Annotated in this window: 25 protein-coding genes; 11 read left to right on the plus strand and 14 right to left on the minus strand. The window is 71.9% G+C overall.

Going from position 1 to position 23,716, the window contains the following annotated elements; translation table 11 throughout:
- Nucleotides 1-46: 46 nt before the first annotated feature.
- Both ACFXOZ_RS28915 and ACFXOZ_RS28920 read left to right on the plus strand, forming a co-directional pair.
- Complete coding sequence (locus tag ACFXOZ_RS28915) at nt 47-1,570, plus strand: peptide MFS transporter (RefSeq protein ID WP_380593242.1); 1,524 nt, start codon at nt 47-49, stop codon at nt 1,568-1,570.
- A 132-nt stretch (nt 1,571-1,702) separates the two neighbouring features.
- Entirely contained in the window at nt 1,703-3,718 is a 2,016-nt protein-coding gene (locus ACFXOZ_RS28920; protein WP_380593243.1) for a prolyl oligopeptidase family serine peptidase, read from the plus strand.
- Between the two features lie 65 nt (nt 3,719-3,783).
- Here ACFXOZ_RS28920 and ACFXOZ_RS28925 read toward each other — a convergent pair whose 3' ends face one another.
- The 3 genes from ACFXOZ_RS28925 to ACFXOZ_RS28935 all read right to left on the minus strand — a co-directional run bounded on the left by ACFXOZ_RS28925 (nt 3,784) and on the right by ACFXOZ_RS28935 (nt 6,413).
- Nucleotides 3,784-4,830 (minus strand): hypothetical protein, encoded by a 1,047-nt coding sequence (locus ACFXOZ_RS28925; RefSeq protein WP_380525640.1) that lies wholly within the window; start codon nt 4,828-4,830, stop codon nt 3,784-3,786.
- Between the two features lie 258 nt (nt 4,831-5,088).
- Nucleotides 5,089-6,273, minus strand: a complete 1,185-nt coding sequence (locus ACFXOZ_RS28930; RefSeq protein ID WP_380525639.1) for a methyltransferase domain-containing protein — start codon at nt 6,271-6,273, stop codon at nt 5,089-5,091.
- Complete coding sequence (locus ACFXOZ_RS28935) at nt 6,270-6,413, minus strand: hypothetical protein (RefSeq protein WP_380593244.1); 144 nt, start codon at nt 6,411-6,413, stop codon at nt 6,270-6,272. Before ACFXOZ_RS28935 ends, ACFXOZ_RS28930 begins: the two co-directional genes overlap by 4 nt.
- 216 nt (nt 6,414-6,629) lie before the next feature.
- Here ACFXOZ_RS28935 and ACFXOZ_RS28940 point away from each other — a divergent pair, with 216 nt between their 5' ends.
- The 5 genes from ACFXOZ_RS28940 to ACFXOZ_RS28960 all read left to right on the plus strand — a co-directional run bounded on the left by ACFXOZ_RS28940 (nt 6,630) and on the right by ACFXOZ_RS28960 (nt 9,637).
- Nucleotides 6,630-6,884: a hypothetical protein gene (locus ACFXOZ_RS28940; protein ID WP_380525637.1), complete on the plus strand. Its 255-nt coding sequence runs from the start codon at nt 6,630-6,632 to the stop codon at nt 6,882-6,884.
- The gene (locus ACFXOZ_RS28945) at nt 6,856-7,371 is read left to right on the plus strand and encodes a DUF6879 family protein (protein ID WP_380525636.1); all 516 of its coding nucleotides are present in this window, start codon (nt 6,856-6,858) and stop codon (nt 7,369-7,371) included. The genes ACFXOZ_RS28940 and ACFXOZ_RS28945 overlap by 29 nt, the downstream gene beginning before the upstream one ends.
- 14 nt (nt 7,372-7,385) lie before the next feature.
- Nucleotides 7,386-8,234, plus strand: coding sequence for a helix-turn-helix domain-containing protein (locus tag ACFXOZ_RS28950; protein ID WP_380525635.1), 849 nt, complete (start codon nt 7,386-7,388; stop codon nt 8,232-8,234).
- Between the two features lie 32 nt (nt 8,235-8,266).
- Entirely contained in the window at nt 8,267-8,737 is a 471-nt protein-coding gene (locus ACFXOZ_RS28955) for an NUDIX domain-containing protein (RefSeq protein ID WP_380525634.1), read from the plus strand.
- A 225-nt stretch (nt 8,738-8,962) separates the two neighbouring features.
- A complete protein-coding gene (locus ACFXOZ_RS28960) occupies nt 8,963-9,637 on the plus strand; it encodes a rhomboid family intramembrane serine protease (RefSeq protein WP_380593245.1) in 675 nt (224 codons plus the stop codon).
- Nucleotides 9,638-9,799: 162 nt separating this feature from the next.
- On the opposite strand, the gene ACFXOZ_RS28965 is transcribed toward ACFXOZ_RS28960, so the two are convergent.
- Nucleotides 9,800-10,051, minus strand: coding sequence for a hypothetical protein (locus tag ACFXOZ_RS28965; RefSeq protein WP_380531774.1), 252 nt, complete (start codon nt 10,049-10,051; stop codon nt 9,800-9,802).
- The gene (locus tag ACFXOZ_RS28970) at nt 10,048-10,422 is read right to left on the minus strand and encodes an ATP-binding protein (protein ID WP_380531776.1); all 375 of its coding nucleotides are present in this window, start codon (nt 10,420-10,422) and stop codon (nt 10,048-10,050) included. Before ACFXOZ_RS28970 ends, ACFXOZ_RS28965 begins: the two co-directional genes overlap by 4 nt.
- 295 nt (nt 10,423-10,717) lie before the next feature.
- On the opposite strand from ACFXOZ_RS28970, the gene ACFXOZ_RS28975 reads away from it, so the two are divergent.
- Entirely contained in the window at nt 10,718-11,584 is an 867-nt protein-coding gene (locus ACFXOZ_RS28975) for a helix-turn-helix domain-containing protein (RefSeq protein ID WP_380531779.1), read from the plus strand.
- Entirely contained in the window at nt 11,577-11,759 is a 183-nt protein-coding gene (locus ACFXOZ_RS28980; RefSeq protein WP_380531781.1) for a DUF397 domain-containing protein, read from the plus strand. Before ACFXOZ_RS28975 ends, ACFXOZ_RS28980 begins: the two co-directional genes overlap by 8 nt.
- 52 nt (nt 11,760-11,811) lie before the next feature.
- Here the strand turns inward: ACFXOZ_RS28980 and hutI are convergent, their stop codons facing one another.
- From hutI to ACFXOZ_RS29010, 6 genes are all read right to left on the minus strand, one after another.
- Nucleotides 11,812-12,987, minus strand: coding sequence for an imidazolonepropionase (hutI, locus tag ACFXOZ_RS28985; RefSeq protein ID WP_380531784.1), 1,176 nt, complete (start codon nt 12,985-12,987; stop codon nt 11,812-11,814).
- Between the two features lie 30 nt (nt 12,988-13,017).
- Nucleotides 13,018-14,379: a formimidoylglutamate deiminase gene (locus tag ACFXOZ_RS28990; RefSeq protein WP_380593246.1), complete on the minus strand. Its 1,362-nt coding sequence runs from the start codon at nt 14,377-14,379 to the stop codon at nt 13,018-13,020.
- Entirely contained in the window at nt 14,370-15,551 is a 1,182-nt protein-coding gene (locus tag ACFXOZ_RS28995; RefSeq protein WP_375894818.1) for an allantoate amidohydrolase, read from the minus strand. Before ACFXOZ_RS28995 ends, ACFXOZ_RS28990 begins: the two co-directional genes overlap by 10 nt.
- A gap of 17 nt (nt 15,552-15,568) precedes the next feature.
- The gene (gene hutU, locus ACFXOZ_RS29000; protein WP_375894749.1) at nt 15,569-17,239 is read right to left on the minus strand and encodes a urocanate hydratase; all 1,671 of its coding nucleotides are present in this window, start codon (nt 17,237-17,239) and stop codon (nt 15,569-15,571) included.
- Nucleotides 17,240-17,412: 173 nt separating this feature from the next.
- Nucleotides 17,413-17,733 carry a hypothetical protein gene (locus tag ACFXOZ_RS29005; RefSeq protein ID WP_375894747.1) on the minus strand — a complete coding sequence of 107 codons (321 nt, stop codon included), beginning with the start codon at nt 17,731-17,733 and terminating at the stop codon, nt 17,413-17,415.
- Nucleotides 17,734-17,822: 89 nt separating this feature from the next.
- Nucleotides 17,823-18,692, minus strand: coding sequence for a MurR/RpiR family transcriptional regulator (locus ACFXOZ_RS29010; protein WP_360239715.1), 870 nt, complete (start codon nt 18,690-18,692; stop codon nt 17,823-17,825).
- A gap of 251 nt (nt 18,693-18,943) precedes the next feature.
- Between ACFXOZ_RS29010 and ACFXOZ_RS29015 the strand changes: the two genes are divergently transcribed.
- Nucleotides 18,944-19,378: a hypothetical protein gene (locus tag ACFXOZ_RS29015; RefSeq protein ID WP_375894744.1), complete on the plus strand. Its 435-nt coding sequence runs from the start codon at nt 18,944-18,946 to the stop codon at nt 19,376-19,378.
- A 28-nt stretch (nt 19,379-19,406) separates the two neighbouring features.
- On the opposite strand, the gene hutH is transcribed toward ACFXOZ_RS29015, so the two are convergent.
- On the minus strand, nt 19,407-20,984 hold the full coding sequence (gene hutH / locus ACFXOZ_RS29020; protein ID WP_380531800.1) for a histidine ammonia-lyase: 1,578 nt from the start codon (nt 20,982-20,984) through the stop codon (nt 19,407-19,409).
- Nucleotides 20,985-21,112: 128 nt separating this feature from the next.
- The gene (locus ACFXOZ_RS29025; RefSeq protein WP_380593247.1) at nt 21,113-22,309 is read right to left on the minus strand and encodes a macrolide family glycosyltransferase; all 1,197 of its coding nucleotides are present in this window, start codon (nt 22,307-22,309) and stop codon (nt 21,113-21,115) included.
- 101 nt (nt 22,310-22,410) lie between these two features.
- On the opposite strand from ACFXOZ_RS29025, the gene ACFXOZ_RS29030 reads away from it, so the two are divergent.
- Nucleotides 22,411-23,019 (plus strand): TetR/AcrR family transcriptional regulator, encoded by a 609-nt coding sequence (locus tag ACFXOZ_RS29030; RefSeq protein ID WP_375894738.1) that lies wholly within the window; start codon nt 22,411-22,413, stop codon nt 23,017-23,019.
- On the opposite strand, the gene ACFXOZ_RS29035 is transcribed toward ACFXOZ_RS29030, so the two are convergent.
- Nucleotides 22,994-23,338, minus strand: coding sequence for a hypothetical protein (locus ACFXOZ_RS29035; protein ID WP_380531795.1), 345 nt, complete (start codon nt 23,336-23,338; stop codon nt 22,994-22,996). The two genes, ACFXOZ_RS29030 and ACFXOZ_RS29035, sit on opposite strands and share 26 nt — an antisense overlap.
- Nucleotides 23,339-23,716: the final 378 nt, after the last annotated feature.

Consider the following 23,716-nt stretch of genomic DNA (forward strand, 5'->3'; position numbering starts at 1 on the left):
CCGCCACCCCCCTAGGCGGACGCTGTCAGGCAAGGAACGACTACACATGGCGTCTACCACCCGGGCCGCCGACCTCGCGTCGGCCTCCCCCAGCGGCAAGACCTTCCTCGGGCACCCCCGAGGCCTCGCCACGCTGTTCATGACCGAGATGTGGGAGCGGTTCTCCTACTACGGCATGCGCGCCCTGCTGATCTACTACCTGGTCTCCGGCGGTGCCGACGCGGCAGCCGGCAGCCAGGGCGGCGGCCTCGCGATGAAGGCGACGATGGCCACGGCCATCTACTCCGTCTACGTCTCCATGGTCTACCTCATGGCGTACCCGGGCGGCTGGTTCGGCGACCGGGTCTGGGGCGCCCGCAAGACCGTCACCGTCGCCGGTTTCGTGATCATGGCGGGCCACCTCGCACTGGCCGTCCCGGGCCAGGCGGCGTTCTTCGTCGGCCTGCTCCTGGTCGCGGTCGGCTCCGGGCTGCTCAAGGCCAACATCTCCACGATGGTCGGCCACCTGTACAACGGTCCCGAGGACCCGCGTCGCGACGGCGGTTTCACCGTCTTCTACATGAGCATCAACCTCGGCGCCTTCGCCGCCCCGTTCATCATCGGAACGGTCGGCAAGGAGTACAACTGGCACCTGGGCTTCGCGCTCGCCGCGGTCGGCATGGGCCTCGGCCTGACCCAGTTCCTCATGGGCACCCGCCACCTGAGCCCGAAGAGCAGCGTCGTCCCCAACCCGCTGCAGGCCGCGGAGCGCAAGAGCCTGCTGATGAAGGCCGGCGCCGTGATCCTGGCGGGCGTCGTCTTCTACGCCGCCGTCGTCGCGCTCGGTGTCTACACCCTGAACTGGGCCCTCGTCCCGCTGACCATCGCGGGTCTGGCCATCCCGGTCGTCGTGCTGGTCCGCATCAAGCGCGACAAGCAGCTGGACGCCGGCGAGCAGTCCAAGATGACCGCCTACATCTGGTTCTTCGTCGCGGCCGCCGCGTTCTGGATGATCTACGACCAGGGCGGGTCCACCCTGTCCCTGTTCGCGGACAAGAACACCGCGGACAAGGTCCTCGGCCTCGGCTTCTCGTCCACCTGGTACCAGTCGCTGAACCCGCTGTTCGTGATGGCGCTCGCGCCGGTCTTCGCCTGGCTGTGGCTGTGGCTGTCGCGCCGCAACAAGGAGCCCAACACCATCACGAAGTTCGCGATGGGCCTGGTCCTGATCGGCGCCTCGTTCTTCATCTTCATCGTCCCGATGAACATGGCGGGCGACGGCACCAAGGTCTCCCCGATGTGGCTGGTCTCGATCTACATGATCCAGACCATCGGCGAGCTCTGCCTCTCCCCGGTCGGCCTCTCGGTCACCACCAAGATGGCGCCGCAGAAGTACGCCTCCCAGATGATGGGCGTCTGGTTCCTCGCCGTCACCGCCGGTGACTGCACCACCAGCCTCCTGTCGCTGGCCGGCGTCAACCTGGACGGCACCGGCATCATCGGCATGCAGGCCGCCCTCGCGTGCCTCGCGGGCTTCGCGGTCTACAGCTACCGCAAGCGCGTCCAGTCGCTCATGGGCGACGTCCGCTGACGCCGCTCCTGAGGCCGGGCCGCTGAGGCCCCGGGGCCGCCGTGGATTCCTGAGATCCGCGGCGGCCCCGGCCGTTTCCGGCCGGTTTAATGCCTCGACGGGGCCGCACCGAGTGTGCCTATGGTCCCCGGCATGACCACCGACTCCCTCCCCCGGCAACTGGCCCGCACCCGGCACTTCACGCTCGGGGCCCCCGCCCAGGCCGCGCCCACCGCCGACGGCGCCACCGTGCTCTTCCTGCGCAGCCGGGGCGGCGCCGACCCGGTCCACTGCCTCTGGGCCCTGGACACCGCGACCGGCGAGGAGCGACTGGTCATCGACCCGAGCGCGCTCGGCAGCACCGGCGGCATCGCCTCGTACAGCACCGACGCCACCGGCCGGTACGCCGCCTTCGCGCTGGACGGCACGCTGTGGCTGGCCGACACCGCCACGGGTTCTTCGCACCCGCTCGCCACCGCCGCCCCGCCGCGGGAGGTGCGGCTCGACCCGACCGGCCGCCGGATCGCCTACGTCAGCGGCGGCGCCCTGCGGGTGGTCTCCACGGACGGTACGGACGACCGCGCCGTGGCCGAACCCGAGGCCGAGGACGTGAGCTACGGCCTGGCCGAGTACGTCGCCGTCGGGGAGATGTACCGCGACCGCGGGTACTGGTGGTCCCCCGACGGCACCGCGCTGCTCACGGCCCGGGTCGACGAACGTGCCGTCGCCCGGTGGTTCCTCGCGGACCCCGCCGACCCGGGGCGCTCCCCCCGCGCCGTCCGCTACCCGCTGGCCGGCACCGCCAACGCCGAGGTCACCCTCTGGCTGCTCGGCCTCGACGGCCGCCGCACCCGCACGGAGGTCCGCTGGGACCGCGCCGCCTTCGAGTACCTGACCGCCGCCGGCTGGGACGACCACGGCCCGTACGCCGCCGTGCAGAGCCGCGACCAGCGCACCGTCCGCACGCTGGCGGTCGGGGCGGACGGCGCGACCCGGGTGCTGGCCGAGCGGACCGACCCGCACTGGGTCGAGCTGCTGCCCGGGGTGCCGGTGCGCACGGCGGGCGGGGCCCTGGTCGACACCGCCGACGACGGGGACACCCGGCACCTGACCGTCGACGGCAAGCCCGTCACCCCGGCCGGGCTGCAACTGCGGGGCGTCCTCGGGACGGAGGGCGAGCGGGTGCTGTTCACCGCCTCCGCGGAACCCACCGAGACCCACCTGTGGACGTACGAACCGGACACCGGCATACGGCAGTTGAGCAGCGGACCCGGCGTGCACGGCGGCATCGGGCGCGGCGGCACGCTGGTGCTCACCAACGGCGGCCTCTCCACCGTCCTCCGCGACGGCCGTGCGCCCCTCCCCCTCACCTCGTACGCCGAGCCCCCCGTCGTCACCGCCCGCCCCGAACCGCTCCGCCTCGGCCCGCGCGAACTGCGCGCCCACCTCTTCCTGCCCGTCGGCCACCGGGCCGGCGACGGGCCGCTGCCCGTCCTGCTCGACCCGTACGCGGGGCCCGCCATGCAGAAGGTCACCACCGGCGGCGCCTGGTACGAGCAGGTGTCCCAGTGGTTCGCCGACCAGGGCTTCGCGGTGCTGGTCGTCGACGGCCGCGGCACCCCGGGGCGCGGGCCGCACTGGGAGAAGAGCATCTGGGGCGACAAGGCCGGGCCGGCGCTGGAGGACCAGATCGAGGGCCTGCACGAGACCGCCCGGCTTCGGCCGGAGCTGCTCGACCTCGGCCGGGTCGCCATCCGCGGCTGGTCCTACGGCGGCTTCCTCGCGGCGCTCGCCGTACTGCGGCGCCCGGACGTCTTCCACGCCGCCTCCGCCGGGGCCGCGCCCACCGACCACCGGCTGTACGACACCCACTGGCAGGAACGCTTCCTCGGCCACCCGGACGAGCACCCCGGGCACTACGACTCCTGCGACCTGATCGCCGAGGCCCCGAAGCTCAGCCGCCCACTCCTCCTGGTCCAGGGCCTCGCCGACGACAACGTCTTCCCCGTCCACGCGTTGCGGCTCTCTGCCGCGCTGCTCGCCGCCGGCCGCCCGCACGAAGTCCTGCCGCTGCGCGGCGCCGGACACCGGCCGACCGACGAAGCGACGGTGGAGGACCTGCTCCGGCACGAACTCGGCTTCCTGCGGCGCTCGTTGGGCGCGGAATGACGGACGCCCCCTCGGGTCGGGGGGCGGAGACCCGAGGGGGCAGCAGGACGGCTTCGGGAGAAGCGTCAGTTGGGGTAGTAGTTGTGGATGTTGTAGACGATGTTGTTCCGGTAGTAGTTGCCCCGGACGTCGAGGAAGTTGCCGCCCCGGATGGTCAGGCCGACGCCGTCCGGCTCGGTGTCCACGCGCGGGGCCGACGGGCTGGTGACGTTGTTGCCGTTGGGCACGCCCTGGGGGGTCGTCGACTCGGCGGAGGTCGTCGAGATCTCGGAGGCCAGGATCTGGCCGGAGCTGGCCTGGCGCCAGGCCAGGATCATCCGGCCGTCGTGGAAGTTGTAGGCGACCGACGGGGCGGCGTTGGTGTAGGTGTTCCTGATCTGCTGCCAGTTGTTGTCCCACTGCCAGTACAGGACGTTCAGGCCCTGGCGGTAGATCCGGTTGTCGGTGCCGCGGTGGACGACCGTCAGCCGGTTGTCGGGCGAGGTCGAGGTGCCGACCCCGGACTCGGTACGGGCGCCGCCCGGCAGTTCGGTCCAGCGGCTGAAGTTGCGGTTCACGCCCATGGTCGCGTGGTAGATGCGCTCGTTGGCGCCGACCACGATGAAGTGCAGCACGTCCGGGGAGGCCGCGACCGCCGGGCTCAGGGTCGGACTTCCGGCCGAACCGGAACCGCCGATGTTCTGGGTGCTGAACTGGATGGGCCGGTTCCAGTACCAGCGCCGGTGGTTGGACTCACCGGGGTTGGCGAGGTTCTGGCCCCAGACGTCGCCGTTCTGGCCGGTGTGCCAGATCCACAGCTCGCCGCGGAACACGGTGATCGACGGCGCGGCGTACGTGACGCCGCCGATGTGGTTGAAGTCGCCGTTGTCGACGTTGAACCAGAGGTTGTTGTCCTGCCCCCGGATCACCTCGACGTTGCTCCCCGCGTAGAACGCCATCGCCGGGGAGTCGGGGGTGCTGCCGTTGTGGTTCGTCTCCTGCCAGGGCGTGACCGCACCGGCCGGGGCCGTGCCCGCGAAGACGGCGGCCAGCGCGGCGAGGAGGACGGTCACCGCGGCGACGAACCCGGAGGCTCTGCGACGGTGCAGTGGGGTGCGGGGTGGTGCGGTCATGTCTGCTGCTGCCCTTCTGCCCCGCGAGCCCGGCGATGACGCGCGGGCCCCGGAGTGGTGACGACGTGGTGCGGCCCGACTCCGACGCCCCCGCACGGGGCGTGGCCCCCGGCGGACGCGGAACGGCCCGCCCCAGAGGCTGCCAGCGCAGCAGGCCACGCCACATCGGTCATCTGACTTAACGCCCGGGGCACCCCCACCCGCCGCCCCCGCCCCATCGAGCCGAGCCGGCTCGACGGGGCGAAACGACGGAATGGCTCAGTCACGGAGCGGTACCGGGTTCTCCGGGGAGTCGAGCCAGACGGTGTGGGCGTCCGGGGTGACCGTGAGGCCGAACCGGTCGAAGCCGGGGCGGCCCTGGTCGTCCCACCAGCGCCAGGCGGCCTCCACCTCGTCCCAGAGGCGGCGGGGGCCGGACTGGTACACCTCGTACTCGGTGCGGCCGCGCGCGTAGTCGACGGAGGCCCACGACCGGGTGTCCCGGCTGTAGAGCCAGAGCGTGTACGCGCCGTCGCCGTCGTCGTAGCGCTCGGCCCGCCAGAAGGCGCCGGGGACGGCCGACCCGATCACGAACTGCTCGAACCACCCGCCGGTGTCGGGAGGGGCGAGGGTCGTGGTGGTCCTCACCCCGTCTCCTGGCCACTCCTGCCCCCGGAGGTAGTCCTCGAACGGCGGCCGGTCGGTGCGCTGTTGTCGCAGCCGCATGAACGCGGAGCTCCGGGAGAACCGGCCGCTGGCGCTGGTGCCGTCCTCGTTCACGGTCAGCCGGACGATCTGCTCGCCGCCGTACTCGGTGCCGAACGGCGCCACGATGATCCCGCCGGGCGCGGACTGGGCCAGCCACGCCCCGGGGATCTCCAGCAGCGAGCAGGTGGCGATGATCCGGTCGTAGGGGGCGCCGTCCGGCCAGCCCTGCCGCCCGTCGCCTTCGACGACGGTCGGTGCGAGTCCGGCGAGGCCGAGGTTCGCGCGGGCTCCCCGGGCCACGTCGGGGTCGTACTCGACGGTCACCACGTTGGGGCTGCCCAGGCGGTGGGCCAGCAGGCCCGCGTTCCAGCCGGTGCCGGCGCCGACCTCCAGCACCCTGTTGCCCGGGCGAACGTCGAGGTCCTGGAGCATCGAGAAGACCATCGTGGGCATGGAGTTGGACGACGTCGGGGTGGTTCCGAGCCCGTCTCCGTGGTGCTGCCCGTCGTCCCACTGCGTGGTCAGCGGGATGTCGGAGTAGACCGCCCGCCGCCATGCCTCGGGGTCCTGCGACCGGTACACCACGGGGTTTTGTTGAGTGCCGTCCGCGATGCCCGGCCAGATGCGATCCGGGACGAACAGCTGGCGGGGTACGGCCCGGAAGGAGGGAAGCCAGTCCGAGGAGAGCGCGCCGCCGGCCACCAGCGCGGAGGCGAGCCCCTGGGGGCTCGCCTCCTTCTGCGATTCGCTGGTCACTTGCCGCCCGCCGGGGACGATCCGTCGGAGGTGTTGCCGCCCTCGTCGGACCCTCCGCCACCGTGCCCGGCGCCCTTGTTGCTGTCGTCCTGCTGCCCGCCACCCTTGCCGTCGCCGGACCCGCCACCGCGCTTGCCCATGTTCTACCCCTTCCGCTATCGATCCGACCGAGGTGAATCCCTCTGCCATCTGCCTTACCGGCACAGGAGACACTACGGACGGCGACGTGCCGGCCTCTATGAACTTGCACGACCTTGCACGCCAATTACCGCATCAGATAACGGCATTGACTGCGTATCAGCTGGCCGGACAAGCTTGTGCAAGCCCGAGCAAGCACCTAGACCAGGGAGCCGGCCATGGCCGTGGAGTTCGTTGGCATCGACCCCAACACCGACCGGGACCACTGCCCCACCGTGTGGGTGGACCCGGAAGCTCAAGAGATCCTCTTCCAGGGGTGGAACCCTCGCCCCCGGGTTCAGGCGGAATGCGAAGGGAGCAGCCCCGCGAACGGGCCGGTACCCGATGATGAGTCCATCGTCAGGCTTCCGGCCCGAATGGTGCCCATGATCAGGGAGGCGTGTGATGTCATCGAGCGTGCCCAACTTCGCTGAACTGCTTGAGCAATGCCAGCGGTCTGCCTTCCATCTGGAACTCCGGGACTCCTACGCCCCGACGGAACGGTTCGAGGCGTGGCAGCGCGGTGAGCGGATCGACTGGGAGGAGCGCGAGTCCTGGTGGCATCCCTATGACCAGCTGATCGCGGACACCGTGGCCCGGGGCGTGGTCATCCGTCGGGCTCGGGTCGTGTCCGAGCCCGTGTCCGAGTACATCCGGTGGGAGCACTACGTCACCCACGCGAACGTCACGGCGGGCGAGGACGTCCGCTGGCTGCCACGGCGGCAGGCCACGAGCATTCCCTTGCCGGGAAACGACTTCTGGCTGTTCGATGGCGCGCTGCTCCGGGTGCACCACTTCTCCGGCGACGGCGCGGTGGTCGAGGACGAGATCACGGCAGACCCAGAGACCGTGGAGCTGTGCGCCTCCGCGTTCGAAGCGGTCTGGGAACGAGCCGTCCCACATCACCAGTACGAGATCTGACGCAGGCCAGCTCCATGCCCGCGCACCCCTCTTCAAGCGTTCAGAAGGCTCGCGAGGCCCTTGCCAGTCGGCTGAGCGAGATCCGGAAGGATGCGGGTATCAGCGGGCGGGAGCTGGCCGCCAGGTGCGGCTGGTCGGAATCGAAGTCGTCCCGGGTCGAGAACGCGAAGACACCTCCTTCCGACGCCGACATCAGGGCCTGGTGCCGAGCCTGTGCCGCCGACGGTCAAGTCCCTGACCTGCTCGCCGCCAACCGACAGTCCGCCGACGCCTACGTGCGATGGCGGCAACTCCAGCGAGGTGGACTCCGCCACCTGCAAGAGTCCACCGGGGACCTGTACCGACAGACCAGGGCCTTCCGCGTCTACGTCTCCGACGTGATCCCCGGTTTCCTCCAGACGCCTAAATACGCCGCTGCTCTGCTGTCATCCATCGCGGACTTCCGGGGAACCCCTAACGACGTGGACGACGCCGTGGCAGCCCGCATGAAGCGCAACACGGTACTGAGCAATGGCGCACGCCGGTTCTCCTTCGTACTGGAGGAGTCAGTACTGCGATACCGCGTGTGCAGCGCCGAGGCCATGGCGGCACAACTGGGCCACCTGCTCGGAGTCATGGATCTTCCGAACGTCGCCGTCGGCATCATCCCGTTCGCGGCGCAGCGGACCGTTTGGCCCATGCCTACCTTCACGATCTTCGATGCTGCCAGGGTCCACGCGGACACTCTGGACGCCGCCTCGACGCTCACGGAACCCAGCCAGGTCGACCTGTATGCCCGCGCCTTTGATCTGCTCTCTCAGGGGGCCGCGCGCGGCGCCACGGCACGTTCCCTCGTCGCTGGCGCTTTGGCCTGCCTGGATTGATACGTCGATGCACAGAGAAGGAGAGCTGATCCGTGGCACGGACCGAGTACTACAACGATCCCGACGCCCCCACGCCCAACCGGCTGGTTGTGGCAGCGTCCGCAGTGGTGACGGATCCCGAAGGGCGCATCCTGCTCCAGCGACGCACTGACAACGGCCTGTACGCGCTGCCGGGCGGGACGATGGATCTCGGCGAGTCGCTGCCGGGCACGGCCGTCCGGGAGGTTCGCGAGGAGACCGGCCTCGATGTCGAGATCACCGGGCTCGTCGGCACGTACACCGACCCCCGACACGTGATCGCCTACTCGGACGGCGAGGTCCGGCAGCAGTTCAATGTCTGCTTCACCGCCCGCATCACGGGCGGAGAGCTTCGGATCTCGGACGAGTCCACCGACCTTCGGTTCGTCGCCCCGAGCAACATCGAGGGGTTGCCGATGCACCACACTCAACGCCTCCGGCTCCAGCACTTCCTGGAGCGCAGGCCTCTCCCGTATCTCGGCTGACGCAATGCCGATCCATGGCGCCGGCAGTCGTCCCGGCTCGCTGATCTTGCATGTTGTGACGGCTGTCATGGGTGGCTGGTGATCATCGGGCCTGGTGCGCGGCGGCACCCGATTGCCAGGATGGGCCACGTTGACGGGGCGAGCTGCCCCGAGGTGTTCTCACGGGGGTAGGCAATGTCGCCGCATGAAATCGGGTTGTACGCGAGCGCCGCTGTGGTGGTCAGCGTGGGAGTGCGGACACTGGTGCTGGCCGGGCCGGCGAGCGGCTCCGGGACCGGTGGCCCCGCGGGTGGCGGCGCCGGGCCGGGGGAAGTACTGGCCGTGGTCCGCGCGGCGTTGGCGCGGCGCCCTTGGGTCACGTTCGCGCTGTTCGCGGTGATGGCGGTGATGGCCGTGGTCCAGTACGCGGTGCCCTCCGTCGTCGGCGACCTGATGCGGCAACCGGGCGCTCTGTCGGACGGGCAGTGGTGGCGGGCCGGGAGCGCACTCCTGGTGCAGTCCTCGGGCATCATGCAGATCGTGATCAACCTGCCGGCCCTGCTCGTGGTCGGCGCCGTCACCGAGGCCGCGCTCGGGTGGTGGCGCACCCTGGTGATCTTCCTCGTCGGCGGCGTCCTGGCGCACGTGGTCAGCCTGGCCGGCTGGTCGACCCAGGGCGGCGGCGACTCGGTGGCCGTCTGCGCCCTGCTGGGCGCCCTGGCCGTCAGCTGCCTGCTGGGCGCGAACCCGCCGCGCCGGCCGCTCCGGGACACCTGGTACGTGCTCCTCATCCCCGCCGCGGGAACGCTGCTGTGCCTCCTGCAGAACAACCACGGCGCGGGCCTGGCGGCAGGCTGCCTGCTCGGCCTCGCCCTCGTACCCCGACCCGGGCGCCCACTCGCGCGCTCGGCTGCCGCCTAGAACGCGGTGCCCGCGAGGCCCTCGCCTTCCCAGGCGGGGGCCTTCGCGCGTTTCAGTCGTCGTCCTCGGGCGGTCGCATCCTGAGGGTGGCGATGGCGCCGAGGGCGACGGTGGTGATGGCGAGGGCGAGGAGAGCGAGGAGGATCGCGCCGACGAAGAATCTCACCGGTGCCAGGCCTCGTCGCGCTCCAGGTCGCGGAGGAGGTGGAGGAGGTTGAGGAGGGTGCTGACGGGCGCGTTGCCGAAGTCGATGAGGATGCGGCCGTCGAGGGTAGTCTCGCCGGGGGCGGCGGAGCCCCAGAGGAGGCCGTGGGGGAGGCCACGTCGGTGCAACTCGCCGAGGAGGGTGGTGATCTGGGGCTCGGTGTAGTCGCGCATGCGGGGGTCGTCGGGGGCGACGGGGTCGCGGGTCACGAGGCCGCGTCCAGCTCGTACCAGGTGGTCTTGCCGTGCTTCTGGGGGTCGACGCCCCAGCGGTGGGTGAGGCCCTCGACCAGCTGGAGGCCGCGGCCGGTCTCGGCGAGGTGGGTGGGGGTACGGGGCTGCGGAAGGGCGTCGCTCTCGTCGGCGACGGAGACGTGGAGGGTGGGGCCGAGGAGGGAGAACCAGACGACGGGCGCGGGGGTGCCACCGTGCCGCCAGGCGTTGACGATGAGCTCGGTGAGGGCGAGTTCGGCGTCGTGGATGGTGTCCGGGTTCCAGCCGCTGTGGGCCAGGGCGTCCCGCAGGGCCTGCCGGGCGAGCGCGAGGACGAGGGAGGGAGAGGGGGTGTTACGGGTGCACACGGGAACCTCCGGGAGGCTGTGGTGTGGGAGAGGGGTGACGGCGGATACGTCGCCGTGAGCCAGGCCGGGGCGGCGGCTGCTCTGCGGCGCGCGGAGGGCAGCAGGCGCCTACTGCCCTTGATGCAGGCATTACTGACGATCCGTCGGATCGAGCTGAGAATGACGATAGCCCAGGACCAGGTCAAGTTTTACCCCAATCCCAGATCTTCCCCCTATCGTGTTACCGGCCACCTCGGATGGACCGACTGGCAAGGCGCGCGGCAGACTGGGATGACCCCACCCCCGGAAGGAAGCCATGGCTGCACGCCCGAACCCGACGCTCCGTCAGCGACGGCTCGGCGCAGAGCTGCGACGGATGCGCGAGCAGGCCGGCTTCGGCGGCAGCGAGCTCGGCCGCCTCGTCGGCATGAGTCCCGCGCAGGTGACGCAGATGGAGGCTGGCAAGATCGGCATCAGCATGGAACGCCTGCGCACGATCGCCGCAACATGCATGTGCGTCAACGAGCCCTTGATCGAAGCTCTCTCCAGCATCATCACGGAGCGCGAGAAGCCAGGTTGGTGGGAGGAGTATCGCGGAACCCTCTCCGCAGACTTCGTTGATGTCGCGGAGTTCGAGGGCCAGGCGCGAAGGCTCACCGCCTACACGATGGCTTTCGTTCCGGGTCAACTCCAGACCGGCCCGTACGCCGCTGCCGTATTCGCGCAAACCTTCCCGCCGCTGCCGCGTCATGAGATCGACCTCAGGACAGCGTTCCGAATGCAGCGGCAGCGCCTCATCCGGTCCGGCGCGACACCCTATTCCGCGTTCATCCACGAAGCCGCGCTACGCATGCGGTTCAGTGGACCGGCAGTTCTCTCCGAGCAACTCGGCGCCCTCATCGAAGACTCCAGGCAACCGACCATCTCGGTTCGCGTCGTTCCGTTCGAGATCGGCGCAATGCCAAGCTCCAGCGAGAACTTCACATACGCGGAGGGGCCGGTTCCCGAACTTGATGGAGCCCAGGTGGATACCGGTCTCGGTATCCACATCCTTGACGCTCCAGCTCACATGGCAAGGTTCCGATCCCTGCTCGCGCGATTCGACTCCGCCGCGCTCTCTGAGGAGGAGTCCCGAGACTTCATCGGAACCATCAAGAAGGAAATGGAAAGCAAGCGTGAATAGCTCCGTGTGGCAGAAGTCCAGCTACTCCGGCTCGAACGATGAGTGCGTCGAGGTGCGCTTCATAGACGGGCTGGTCGAACTCCGCGAGTCCGATGAAGGCGACGTCATCATCCGCACCACCCGCCTCAACCTCGCTGTCTTCCTCCAGGGCGTCAAAGCAGGCGAGTTCGACTAGCAAGGAGCCCCCGCGCCCGCCACCCCGGGGGCGCGGGGGCCGTCCAAGTCCCCTAGACCTCGCGAACTCCCGCGCGCCAGACGGCCGCCGTCAGCGGCACGCCCGGGCGGTAGGCCAGGTGGACGTGTGAGGGCGCATCGAGCAGCAGCAGGTCGGCCCGCGAGCCGACCGCTACCGTCCCCACGTCCGTACGCCGCAGGGCATGCGCCCCACCGGCCGTGGCGGCCCAGACCGCCTCGTCCGGGGTCATCCCCATCTCCCGCACCGCCACGGCAATACAGAACGCCATCGAACTCGTAAAACTCGACCCCGGGTTGCAGTCCGTGGACAGCGCCACCACCGCCCCCGCGTCCAACAGCCGCCGCCCGCTCGGGTACTCGGCCCGCGTGGAGAACTCCGCCCCGGGCAGCAGGGTCGCGACCGTCGCCGATCCCGCCAGCGCCGCGACATCCTCATCGGTCAGGTGGGTGCAGTGATCAGCCGACGCGGCCCCCAGCTCCACCGCGAGCTGAACACCAGGCCCGTACGTGAGCTGGTTGGCGTGCACCCGAGGCGTGAGCCCGCGCTCGATCCCCGCCGTGAGCACCGCCCGCGCCTGGTCGCCGTCGAAGGCGCCCTTCTCGCAGAACACGTCCACCCAACGGGCGTGCGGCGCACAGGCGACGAGCATCTCCCCCGTGACCAGCTCGACGTACCCCGCCGGGTCCTCGGCGTACTCGGGCGCCACGATGTGCGCGCCCAGGTACGTCGTCTCCGGCGTGTGCCGCGCAGCGATCCGCAGGGCCCGAGCCTCGTCCTCGACCGTCAGCCCGTAGCCGGACTTGCACTCGATGGTCGTGGTCCCCTGCCGCAGCGCCTCCCGGACGAACCCGGCCAGGTTGGCGTCCAGTTCGGCGTCCGAAGCGGCCCGCGTGGCCGCCACCGTCGTCCGGATGCCGCCCGCCGAGTACGCCTGCCCGGACATCCGGGCGTTGAACTCGGCGGTGCGGTCCCCCGCGAACACCAGGTGGGCGTGCGAGTCGACGAAGCCGGGCAGCAGGGCCCGGCCTTCGGCGTCGAAGCGCTCGTCCGCCGCCGGGGCCTGGGCGGCCGGGCCGACCCAGGCAACGCGGTCACCCTCGACGACCACGGCAGCATCCGCCAGCAGGCCGAGCGGCCCGCCGCCCTGCCCGGGGTCGTTGGTGACCAGGCTGCCGATGCCCGTGATCAAGGTGGTCCTGGTGCTCAAGACAGCGCCTTCCGATACGAGTTGAAAGTGTCAGTAGTCCAGCGCGCCGATGGCGGCCCGCAGCGCCCCCGGCACGTCGGCCACCAGCTGGTGCACGCCGTCCCGGACGACGTGCCGTCCGCCGACCACCAGGTGCCGGACGTCCGCCGCCGAGGCCGCGAACACCGCGATCTCGGCGCCCAGCCGCGCAGGCGGCCCGGCCGTGCGCACCGAGTCCAGCGCGATCGCCGTGAAGTCGGCGAGCGCCCCGGCCTCGATCCTCCCCGCCTCGGGCCAGCCGAGCGAGGCGTGACCGTCCTCGCCGCCCGCCCGCAGCAGCCCGTTTGCCGTCCAGTGGCCGCGCGTCCGCGTCCGCAGCCGCTCGTCCAGCTCCAGCGCCCGGGCCTCCTCCCACGGGTCGATGACCGCGTGGCTGTCGCTGCCCAGGGAGATCGGGCTGCCCGCCGAGGCGAGCCGGCGGGCCGGGCCGATGCCGTCGGCGAGGTCCCGCTCGGTGGTGGGGCACATGCAGACGGTGGTCCCCGAGTCCGCGAGGAGCTTGACGTCCTCGTCGGTGAGGTGGGTGGCGTGCACGGCCGAGGTGCGCGGGCCGAGCGCGCCGTGGTCGGCGAGCAGCCGGGTCGGGGTGACGCCGTGCGCGGCGAGGCAGGCGTCGTTCTCGGCGGTCTGCTCGGACAGGTGGACGTGCAGCGGCGCCTTGCGCATCGCCGACCAGTGCGCGACGGTGCCCAACTGCTCGGCCGGGACGGCCCGGACGGAGTGGATGGCGGCGCCGATCCGGGCGTGTTCGCGCGGCTTGAGCGCGTCCGCGCGGGCGGCCCAGGCCTCGGCGTCGCCGTCGCTGAACCGCAGCTGCGGGTGGGTCGGCTCGGCCCCGAAGCCGGAGGACAGGTAGCAGGTGTCCAGCAGGGTGATCCGGATGCCGGCCCGGGCGGCCGCCTCGATCAGCGCCTCGCCCATCGCGTTCGGGTCGGTGTAGCGGGCGCCGCCGGGCGCGTGGTGCAGGTAGTGGAACTCGCCGACGGCACTGATCCCGGCGAGCGCCATCTCGGCGTAGACCGCGGTGGCGAGCGCCAGGTAGCTGTCCGGGTCGAGCGCCCCGGCGAACCGGTACATGGTGTCGCGCCAGGTCCAGAAGGTCCCGGAGCCGACCTGGACGTGCCCGCGTAGCGCCCGGTGGAAGGCGTGCGAGTGGGCATTCGCCTGGCCGGGCAGCAGCAGTCCGTCGAGCCGGACGGCGCCGGGCGGGCAGGGCCCGCTGTCCGGCTCCACCCGAGCGATCCGCCCGTCGGCGCCGACCACGATCAGCACGTCCGGCTCGACCACCGGCCCGTTGTGGTGCGGCAGCCAGGCGTGCTCCGCCCAGTAGCTGACCGAAGGGGTCACTGACACGCCAGGTCCTCCAGTACGTCGGCGAGGGCGGAGACCCCGGCCAGGCAGTCGGCCTCCTCGGCGTGCTCGGCCGGGGAGTGCGAGACCCCGGTGGGGTTGCGCACGAACAGCATGGCGGTCGGGATCGCGGACGCCAGGATCCCGGCGTCGTGTCCCGCGCCGGTGGGCAGCACCGGGGCTTCGAGCAGCTTGGCGAGCCGGTCGCGCAGCGGGCCGTCGAAGTCCACCACGGGGGTGTACGACTCGCGGGTCAGCTCGACCCGGACGCCGTCGCGTTCACCGCGCTCGGCGGCCGCCCGCTCGATCTCGGCGACCAGCTCGGTCAGCGTCCGCTCGTCGGCGGCCCGGGAGTCCAGCCAGCCGCGCACCAGCGAGGCGATCGCGTTGGTGCCGTTGGGCTCCACCGCGACCTTGCCGAAGGTGGCCAGCGCGCCCGCCAGCTTCGCCTTCTTGCGGGCGGCGAGCACGGTGTTGGCGTACGTCAGCATCGGGTCGCGGCGGTCCTCGATCCGGGTGGTGCCCGCGTGGTTGGCCTCGCCGTGGAAGTCGAAGCGCCAGCGGCCGTGCGGCCAGATCGCCCCGGCCACGCCGACCGGCTGCTCCTCGGTGAGGTAGCGGCCCTGCTCGACGTGGAGTTCGACGAAGGCGCCGATCCGGGACAGCCGTTCCTCGTCCGCGCCGATCGCGGTCGGGTCGTAGCCGGCCTTCTCCATCGCATCGGGCAGGCGCAGGCCGTCGGCGTCGCGCAGCTCGTACGCGGCCCTGCGGGACAGCAGCCCGGCGGTCAGCCGGGAGCCGATGCAGGCCACGCCGAACCGGGCGCCCTCCTCGTCACCGAAGTTGACGATCGCCAGCGGCTTGGTGAACTCCGCTCCCCTGGCGCGCAGTTCGTCCAGCGCGGCGAAGGAGGAGACCACCCCGAGCGGGCCGTCGTAGGCGCCGCCGTCCGGGACGGAGTCCAGGTGCGAGCCGGTGACGACCGCGCCCTGGCCGTGCGGGTCGCCCAGCCAGGCCCACTGGTTGCCGTTGCGGTCCAGCTCGTACGTCAGGCCGCGGTCGCGGGCCTGCTGCTCGAACCAGGCGCGGCACTCGGCGTCGGCGGAGTTCCAGGCGAAGCGGCGGTAGCCGCCGGAGGCGGCGGAGCGGCCCACGGGGAGCAGCTCCGCCCACATCTCGTTGAACGTAGAGGTCACAGCTCACCCATCGGAACGCGCACGCCCCGCTCGTCGGCGACCTCGACGGCCCGGTCGTAGCCGGCGTCCACGTGCCGGATGACGCCCATGCCCGGGTCGTTGGTGAGGACCCGGCGGATCTTCTCGCCCGCGAGCGCCGTACCGTCGGCCACGGTGACCTGGCCGGCGTGGATCGAGCGGCCGATGCCGACGCCGCCGCCGTGGTGGATGGACACCCAGGAGGCGCCCGAGGCGACGTTGACCATGGCGTTGAGCAGCGGCCAGTCGGCGATCGCGTCCGAGCCGTCCAGCATCGCCTCGGTCTCGCGGTACGGGGAGGCCACCGAACCGCAGTCCAGGTGGTCGCGGCCGATCACGATCGGCGCGGACAGCTCGCCGGAGGCCACCATGTCGTTGAAGCGCTCGCCGGCCTTGTCGCGCTCGCCGTAGCCGAGCCAACAGATGCGCGCGGGCAGGCCCTGGAAGTGCACCTTCTCCTGGGCCAGCTTGATCCAGCGGGCCAGCGACTCGTTCTCCGGGAAGAGGTCGAGGACGGCCTTGTCGGTCTTGTGGATGTCCTGCGGGTCGCCGGAGAGCGCGGCCCAGCGGAACGGGCCCTTGCCCTCGCAGAACAGCGGGCGGATGTACGCCGGGACGAAGCCGGGGAAGGCGAAGGCGCGGTCGTAGCCGGCCAGCTGGGCCTCGCCGCGGATCGAGTTGCCGTAGTCGAAGACCTCGGCGCCGCGGTCCAGGAAGCCGACCATGGCCTCGACGTGGGCGGCCATCGACTCGCGCGAGCGCTGGGTGAACTCGGCGGGCTTGGCGGCCGCGTAGTCGGCCATGTCGTCGAAGGCGACGCCGACCGGCAGGTAGCTCAGCGGGTCGTGGGCGCTGGTCTGGTCGGTGACGATGTCGATCGGGGCGTCCATCGCGAGCAGCTGCGGGAAGAGCTCGGCGGCGTTGCCCAGCAGGCCGATGGAGAGTGGCTGCTTCTTGTCGCGGGCGGCGGTGGCGAGCTCCAGCGCGTGGCCCAGGTCCTTGGCCTCGACGTCCAGGTAGCGGTGCTCGATCCGGCGGGAGATCCGGGACGGGTCGCAGTCGATGCAGATCGCCACGCCGCCGTTCATGGTGACGGCCAGCGGCTGGGCGCCACCCATCCCGCCGAGGCCGGCGGTGAGGGTGATGGTGCCTTCCAGGCTGCCGTTGAAGCGCTTGTTGGCGACGGCGGCGAAGGTCTCGTAGGTGCCCTGGAGGATGCCCTGGGTGCCGATGTAGATCCAGGAGCCGGCGGTCATCTGGCCGTACATGGTGAGCCCGAGGCTCTCCAGCCGGCGGAACTCCTCCCAGTTCGCCCAGTCGCCGACCAGGTTGGAGTTGGCGATGAGCACGCGCGGCGCCCACTCGTGGGTCTGCATGACGCCGACCGGCCGCCCGGACTGGACCAGCATGGTCTCGTCCTGCTTGAGCCCCTGCAGCGTCCTCACCATGGCGTCGAAGGAGCGCCAGTCCCGCGCGGCCTTGCCGGTGCCGCCGTACACCACCAGCTTCGACGGGTGCTCGGCCACCTCGGGGTCGAGGTTGTTCATGAGCATCCGCAGGGCAGCCTCCTGCTGCCACCCCTGCGTCGTGAGCCCCGTCCCGCGCGCCGCACGCACCTCGCGCGGCCCGCTCGCCTGCTGCTGCACCATGTCCCGGCCTCCCTACGGATGGATTCATTCAAGTTCTGCTCGACTGAATATAACTAGACAACCGGCTTTCGACCAGACCCTGGCTCCATCGGAACAGCCGTGGCCCGAACCCGCCCCCGGGCACGCCGAAGGGCCCGCCCGGCACGGGCCGATACGGGCTGGAGCGGGCGGCCTCAGGCCGCGGCGTCGCCGTCCCAGTCGATGCCGATCTCGGCGAGCCAGCGGCGGTCGGCGGCGTCGGGGGCGGGCGGCGTGGGCGGGCGGGGGATGTTCTGGACGGGGCCGAGGCCGTACTTCTCGGCAGCGGCGGTGGCGCGGGCGTCGGGTTCGATGACGCCGACGTGCACGGCGGACTCGTCGCCCGGGTCGTGGACGGTCAGTTCGGGTTCGGGCAGGCGCCGCAGGGTGACGCGGCGTCCGCAGGCGGGGCAGGACCATTCGTCGGCACCCGAGGCCAGGCGGGCGACGAACTTCATCTCGTGGATCACGCGCATGGGCGGCACCCCCTGCACTAGGGGATGCCCGGCTTCGTGACGAGTAGTCCTTCGGCCGTTGTTCCGGGCTACTCCTACTCCAAAGGTTCCTACTCCAGGAACAGGCCCCGGGCCGCCGCGGACTGCTCGATCGCCTCCAACCTGGCCTCCGCTCCCGGGAGTTCGTCGCACATGCTCTGCAGCAGCACCCGGCCGAGCATCATCGGCGCGCAGGCGGTGTCGAAGACCAGCCCGGTGCCGACGGCGGCCGGCAGCATCAGGTCGGAGAGCTTGGCGACCGGCGAGAAGGCGCTGTCCGCGACGGTGAGCACGGTCAGCCCGCAGTCCCGGGCGACCACCAGGGCGTCCATCAACTCCCGCGGGTAGCGCGGCAGCGCGAAGCAGAGCAGCGCGGTGGCCCCCGCCGCGGTGGCCTGTTCCAGCCGGTCGGCGAGCATGCTGCCGCCCTCGTCCAGCAGCCGGATGTCCGGGTGCACCTTGGCCGCGAAGTACGCGAAGCCGCGCGCCTGGGCCGAGGCGGCCCGCAGGCCGAGCACCGGCAGCGGGCGGGAGGCGGCGAGCAGTCGGGCGGCCCGGGTGATCGGTTCGGGGTCGGCGAGCAGCTCGGCGAGGTGGCGCAGGTGGGCGATCTCGGCGAGGACGGCCTGCTGGTGCTCGTTGCGCACCGCGTCGTCCGGGGTCTCGGGCGCGGCGGGCTCGCCGGCGCCGAGTTCGCGCAGCTGCTTGCGCAGGGCCGGGTAGCCGTCGTACCCGAGGGCGACGGCGAAGCGGGTGACGGAGGGCTGGCTGACCCCGGCGAGTTCGGCGACCTCGACGCTGGACAGGAACGGGGCCTCGTTGGCGTGCCGGACCAGTGAGTGGGCGATCCGCCGCTGGGTGGGGGTCAGCCGGTGGCCCTCGAACAGCTGGAGCAGCCGGGCGGAGGGACCGACGGTGCCGGCCTCGTCGGTGGCGGTCATCAGCGGTACCTCCGGATGCGTGCGGTTCGGACGACGACTGTGCAGCAGAGTGCCGCCGCTGGCAAAGACGTCTCGTACGACGGGACGCTTCATGAGACGTCCCACGGTTCGGACGTCGTCCCGGACGGACGGCACCGAAGAGCGGACGTTCCGGGTGCGGCCTCGGGGTAACCCTGATTTCTCCCTGAGCCCGCCCGGATTCCCCCCGCGAACGGATGGACCGGGCCCGGCGGTGGCGCCACGCTACTGGCATGGACACTCGCCAGGACGAACTGCGGCGCGACCTCGACGCCACCCTCCAGGCCCGCAAGGAACTCGGCAAGGACTACGAGGACGAGCTCCTCGACTCCTTCATGAAGCGTCTCGACGCCCGCCTGGACGCCCGGGTGGAGCGCTCGGTGGCCGCGCGGCTGGACGACTACGAGCCGTCCCACCACCGGGACCGGCACCACGGCCGCCCCCACCGCGGCTGGTCCTCCAACCGGTCCGGCAACAAGCTCGCGGTGGTCTCGCTGGCCCTGGGCATCCCGCTGACCGCGATCGCGAGCAACCCGGCCGGCGGCGGCTTCGCCGGACTGCTGGCCTGCTGGGCGGGCATCGTCGGGGTCAACTTCGCCGCCGCGCTGGGCAACCGCCGCGACCGCGACGAGCGGAACGACCGCCGGTCGCGGAACGACTGGGACTGAGCCCCAGCCGTCCCGCACGGCTGCCGTCTCAGGCCAGCGGCCCGGTGACCCGCTCCACCGCCCGCACCAGGTCCCCGGAGGCGACCAGCGCGGCGGCGGCCTCCAGGTCCGGCGAGAGGAAGCGGTCCCGGCCCGCCCCGCCGACCCCCGCCTCGCGGGCGGCGGCCATCGCGGCCGCGGTGGCCGGGGCGATCCGGCCGGCCGTGTCGGCCTGCTGACGGATCTCCAGCGCGCGGGCCGAGGCGGTCAGCTCGACGGCGAGGATCCGGCCGAGGTTGTCGACGGCCTGGCGCAGCTTGCGGGCGGCCGACCAGCCCATCGACACGTGGTCCTCCTGCATCGCGGAGGACGGGATCGAGTCGACCGAGGCCGGGACGGCGAGCCGCTTGTTCTCGCTGACCAGCGCCGCCTGGGTGTACTGGGCGATCATCAGGCCGGAGTCCACGCCGGGGTCGTCGGCCAGGAAGGCCGGCAGGCCGTGCGAGCGGGCCTTGTCGAGCAGCCGGTCGGTGCGGCGCTCGGATATCGAGCCGAGGTCGGCGGCGGCGATGGCGAGGAAGTCCAGCACGTAGGCGACCGGTGCGCCGTGGAAGTTGCCGTTGGACTCCACCCGGCCGTCCGGCAGCACCACCGGGTTGTCCACCGAGGCGGCGAGCTCGCGCGAGGCGACCAGCTGGGCGTGCGCCAGGGTGTCCCGGCCGGCCCCGGCGACCTGCGGGGCGCAGCGGATCGAGTAGGCGTCCTGGACGCGCGGCGCGTCGTCCTGGTGGTGGCCGGTGAGGCCGGAGTCCTTGAGCACGGCGAGCATGTTGGCGGCGCTGAGCGCCTGGCCCGGGTGCGGGCGGATCGGGGCGTGCAGCTCGGGGGCGAGCACCTTGTCGGTGCCGAGCAGCGCCTCCAGGCTCATCGCGGCGGTGATGTCGGCGGTGGTGAAGAGCCGCTGGAGGTCGGCGATGGCCATCACCAGCATGCCGAGCATGCCGTCGGTGCCGTTGATGAGGGCCAGGCCCTCCTTCTCCAGCAGCTCGACCGGCTCGATCCCGGCGGCGGCGAGCAGTTCGGCGACCGGCTTCTCCTCGCCGTCCGGGCCGGTGGCGGTGCCCTCGCCCATCAGCACCAGGGCACAGTGCGACAGCGGAGCGAGGTCGCCGGAGCAGCCGAGCGAGCCGAACTCGCGCACGACCGGGGTGATGCCCGCGTTCAGCAGGGCGGCCATGGTCTGGGCGACCAGCGGCCGGACGCCGGTACGGCCGGACGCCAGCGTCTTCATCCGCAGGAACATCAGCGCGCGGACCACCTCGCGCTCGACGGCCGGGCCCATCCCGGCGGCGTGCGAACGCACCAGCGAGCGCTGCAGCTGGGCGCGCAGCTCGGGGCTGATGTGCCGGACGGCGAGGGCGCCGAAGCCGGTCGACACGCCGTAGACGGGGCGCGGTTCGGCCGCGAGGGCGTCGATCCGGGCGCGGGCGGCCGCCATCTCGGCGAGCGCGTCGGGGCCGATCTCGACCCGGGCGTTGCCCCGGGCGACGGCCAGTACGTCCTCCGCACTGACGTCGGCCTTGCCGACCTGGACCAGCGGAGCGTCGGGGGCCACAGCACTGTGCATATCCATATACACAATCACACCAGGTGAATGAAGATATGACAACAGCTGCTCGCCATCCGGATTCTCCGCTGTGCGGATTCTCCGCCGCCCGGATCCCGACCGCACGCCCGGGGGCACCCCCGCCCGCCCTACCCCTTCAACTCGGCCTCGATCAGGTCCACCGCCCGCGCCGTACCGCCCTCGGCCCGACCCGCGGCGGCCAGCACCGCCAGCCGCTCCCCCACCGCCGGGTCCCCGACCAGCTCCAGCAACGCGCCCCGCAGCGCCGCCGCGGTGGCCGCCTCCGTATCCAGCCGACGGGCGACACCGAGCCCCACCAGCGCGTCCGCGTTGGCGAACTGGTCGACGGCCTGCGGCACCGCGATCATCGGCACGGCATGGAACAGCCCCTCACTGGAGCCGCCCATCCCCGCGTGGGTGACGAAGGCGTCCGCCTGGGCGAGCACCGACAGCTGCGGCACCCACCGGTGCACCTCCACGGTGTCCGGCACGTCCCCCAGTTCCGCCAGGTCGGTGTGCTTGCCGACCTGGAGCACGACGTGCCAGCCCGGCAGGTCGCCGAAGGCCTCAACGCAGGCCCGGTAGAAGGCCGGCCGATCGGTGAAGGCCGAGCCCAGCGAGACCAGCAGCACCTTCTCGGCGTCCGCCGGGCGCTCCCACCGCCCCTGGTGGGAGCGGTCGCCGAAGCAGGGGCCGACGAAGTCGAACCGGCGCCCGTCGACCCGGTCCGCATGGGGCTGGAGCGCGCGCGGGACGAGCGCGACACACCGCTCCGGGCGGTTCTTGAAGGCCTCCACGTCGCGCTCCACCGCGCCGGCCCCGGCCAGCCACGCCCCGAACCGGCGGTAGTGCTCGGAACCGCCGGGGCCGTTGCGGATCGCCTCGAAGACCTCGGCCAGGTCCTCCTCCACGCCGTCCCAGCCGACGAAGCTGGAGGACAGCTGCACCACCGGCACACCCAGCCGCTCACCGAGCGCCCGCCCGGCGAAGCCCGCGATGTCGTAGAGCACCAGGTCGGGCCGGTCGCCCTCGAACTCCTCCAGCAGTACGGACCACATCGACAGCGCGTCGTCCAGGAACACGTCCTGGATCGCCACCGGGTCCGCCGGCCAGCCGGCCGGGTCGTCGGCGAGCGGCAGCGCACTCGGATAGGGGACGAACGCCGCGCCGGTGGACTCGACGACCCCCCGGAAGGACGGGTCGTTGACGTAGCTGACCCGGTGGCCCCGGGCGACCAGTTCGGCGATCACCGCGAGGCCGGGGTTGACGTGCCCGTGCGCCGGGACGGAGACCATCAGGATGTGTGCGGGGCGGGGGCGGGTCATGAGGACCTCCGGGAACGGCGAATGAGACGAGACGGACCGTCTCGCCATCGGCATGGCAAGACGATACGTCTCGTCTAGCCATTTCGCATAGACTTTTCCCCATGGCCTCCAGAACCGCCCCCGACCCCGCCCGCCGCAGCGAGCGCTCCCGCGCCGCCGTCCTCGCCGCCACCACCGAACTCATCGCCGAGATCGGCTACGGCAAGCTGACCATCGAGGCGATCGCCGCCCGGGCCGGCGTCGGCAAGCAGACCATCTACCGGTGGTGGCCCTCGAAGGGGGCCGTCGTCTTCGACGCCTTCCTCGCCGCCAACCAGCACGAGGGCGGCCTGGCGCTCCCCGACACCGGCGACCTCGCCGCCGACCTGCGCGCCGTCCTACGCCCCACCTGCGACGAACTCACCGACCCGGGCACCGACCGCACCTACCGCGCCATCATCGCCGAGATCCTCAACGACCCGGCGCTGCACACCGAGTACCGCACCCGGCTGCTGGACCCGCTGCTGGAGGTCACCCGCGACCGCCTGCGCACCGCCCGCGAGGCCGGCCAACTCGCCCCCGACGCCGACCTCGACCTCGCCGTCGAACTGCTCTACGGCCCGATCTACTACCGCTGGCAGTACCGGATCGGCCCGCTCACCCACGAGCACGCCGACCGCCTGGTCGACGCCGCCCTACGGGCCCTCAACCCGCCTGCCGCCGACGCCTGAGCGCGTACACCAGCAGCACCACGACCAGCAGCACCCCCAGCACGGCGAGCGCGAACCAGCCGAACAGCGCGTCGAGCGCCCGGCCGACCACACTGCGCCGGGCCTTGCGCTTGTGCCGCGCAACGGCCGAGTGCTCGGTGATCTGGTGCGCCCTCAACCCGGTCCGCACCGAGTGCACCCGCCCGGGACCCGTTCCCCCCACCCCCGCCGACGCCGTCGGCCGCACCACCGGCACCGCCGAAGCCGGACCGGCCACCGCCACCCCGCCCCCGAACACCAGCACCCCGGCCACCGCCGCACCCACCAGCCGTCCGCCCACCGCCGCCCCCACTCCCGTTCAACCCCCGCCACCCTCCCACCACCCCACCCCGCCCCGGCACCCCACCCCCCGGCCTGCAACCCACCCACAACACCCCGGTCACCGAACCGGCACATCCCCACCCGCACCACCCCACCGACAGCACCCACCCCCCTCCCCCTCACCCGCCCAAGGCGAGAGGGACGCGCTGCGGGAGGGGGCGGTGGAGGGGGTGGGTGCGGAGAGCGGCGTAACGGGTGATTTTCAGACCGCCAACGGTCTCAACCCCCCCTCGATGAGGGTCGGCGGTCTGAAAATCACCCAGCCGCCGGAGCACCCCCCCCCCGGGCCGCCCCCCGGGGGGGGGGGGGGGGGGGGGGGCGCCGGGGCGGGCGGAGG

The sequence above is a fragment of the Kitasatospora sp. NPDC059160 genome (assembly GCF_042755465.1).
GTDB lineage: Bacteria > Actinomycetota > Actinomycetes > Streptomycetales > Streptomycetaceae > Kitasatospora.

Coding starts and splice junctions, on each gene's coding strand:
- ACFXOZ_RS28915 (WP_380593242.1), top strand. CDS start 47: ATGGCGTCTACCACCCGGGCCGCCGACCTCGCGTCGGCCTCCCCCAGC.
- ACFXOZ_RS28920 (WP_380593243.1), top strand. CDS start 1,703: ATGACCACCGACTCCCTCCCCCGGCAACTGGCCCGCACCCGGCACTTC.
- ACFXOZ_RS28925 (WP_380525640.1), bottom strand. CDS start 4,830: ATGACCGCACCACCCCGCACCCCACTGCACCGTCGCAGAGCCTCCGGG.
- ACFXOZ_RS28935 (WP_380593244.1), bottom strand. CDS start 6,413: ATGGGCAAGCGCGGTGGCGGGTCCGGCGACGGCAAGGGTGGCGGGCAG.
- ACFXOZ_RS28940 (WP_380525637.1), top strand. CDS start 6,630: ATGGCCGTGGAGTTCGTTGGCATCGACCCCAACACCGACCGGGACCAC.
- ACFXOZ_RS28945 (WP_380525636.1), top strand. CDS start 6,856: ATGTCATCGAGCGTGCCCAACTTCGCTGAACTGCTTGAGCAATGCCAG.
- ACFXOZ_RS28950 (WP_380525635.1), top strand. CDS start 7,386: ATGCCCGCGCACCCCTCTTCAAGCGTTCAGAAGGCTCGCGAGGCCCTT.
- ACFXOZ_RS28975 (WP_380531779.1), top strand. CDS start 10,718: ATGGCTGCACGCCCGAACCCGACGCTCCGTCAGCGACGGCTCGGCGCA.
- ACFXOZ_RS28995 (WP_375894818.1), bottom strand. CDS start 15,551: ATGTGGGCGGAGCTGCTCCCCGTGGGCCGCTCCGCCGCCTCCGGCGGC.
- hutU (WP_375894749.1), bottom strand. CDS start 17,239: ATGGTGCAGCAGCAGGCGAGCGGGCCGCGCGAGGTGCGTGCGGCGCGC.
- ACFXOZ_RS29005 (WP_375894747.1), bottom strand. CDS start 17,733: ATGCGCGTGATCCACGAGATGAAGTTCGTCGCCCGCCTGGCCTCGGGT.
- ACFXOZ_RS29010 (WP_360239715.1), bottom strand. CDS start 18,692: ATGACCGCCACCGACGAGGCCGGCACCGTCGGTCCCTCCGCCCGGCTG.
- ACFXOZ_RS29015 (WP_375894744.1), top strand. CDS start 18,944: ATGGACACTCGCCAGGACGAACTGCGGCGCGACCTCGACGCCACCCTC.
- hutH (WP_380531800.1), bottom strand. CDS start 20,984: ATGCACAGTGCTGTGGCCCCCGACGCTCCGCTGGTCCAGGTCGGCAAG.
- ACFXOZ_RS29025 (WP_380593247.1), bottom strand. CDS start 22,309: ATGACCCGCCCCCGCCCCGCACACATCCTGATGGTCTCCGTCCCGGCG.
- ACFXOZ_RS29030 (WP_375894738.1), top strand. CDS start 22,411: ATGGCCTCCAGAACCGCCCCCGACCCCGCCCGCCGCAGCGAGCGCTCC.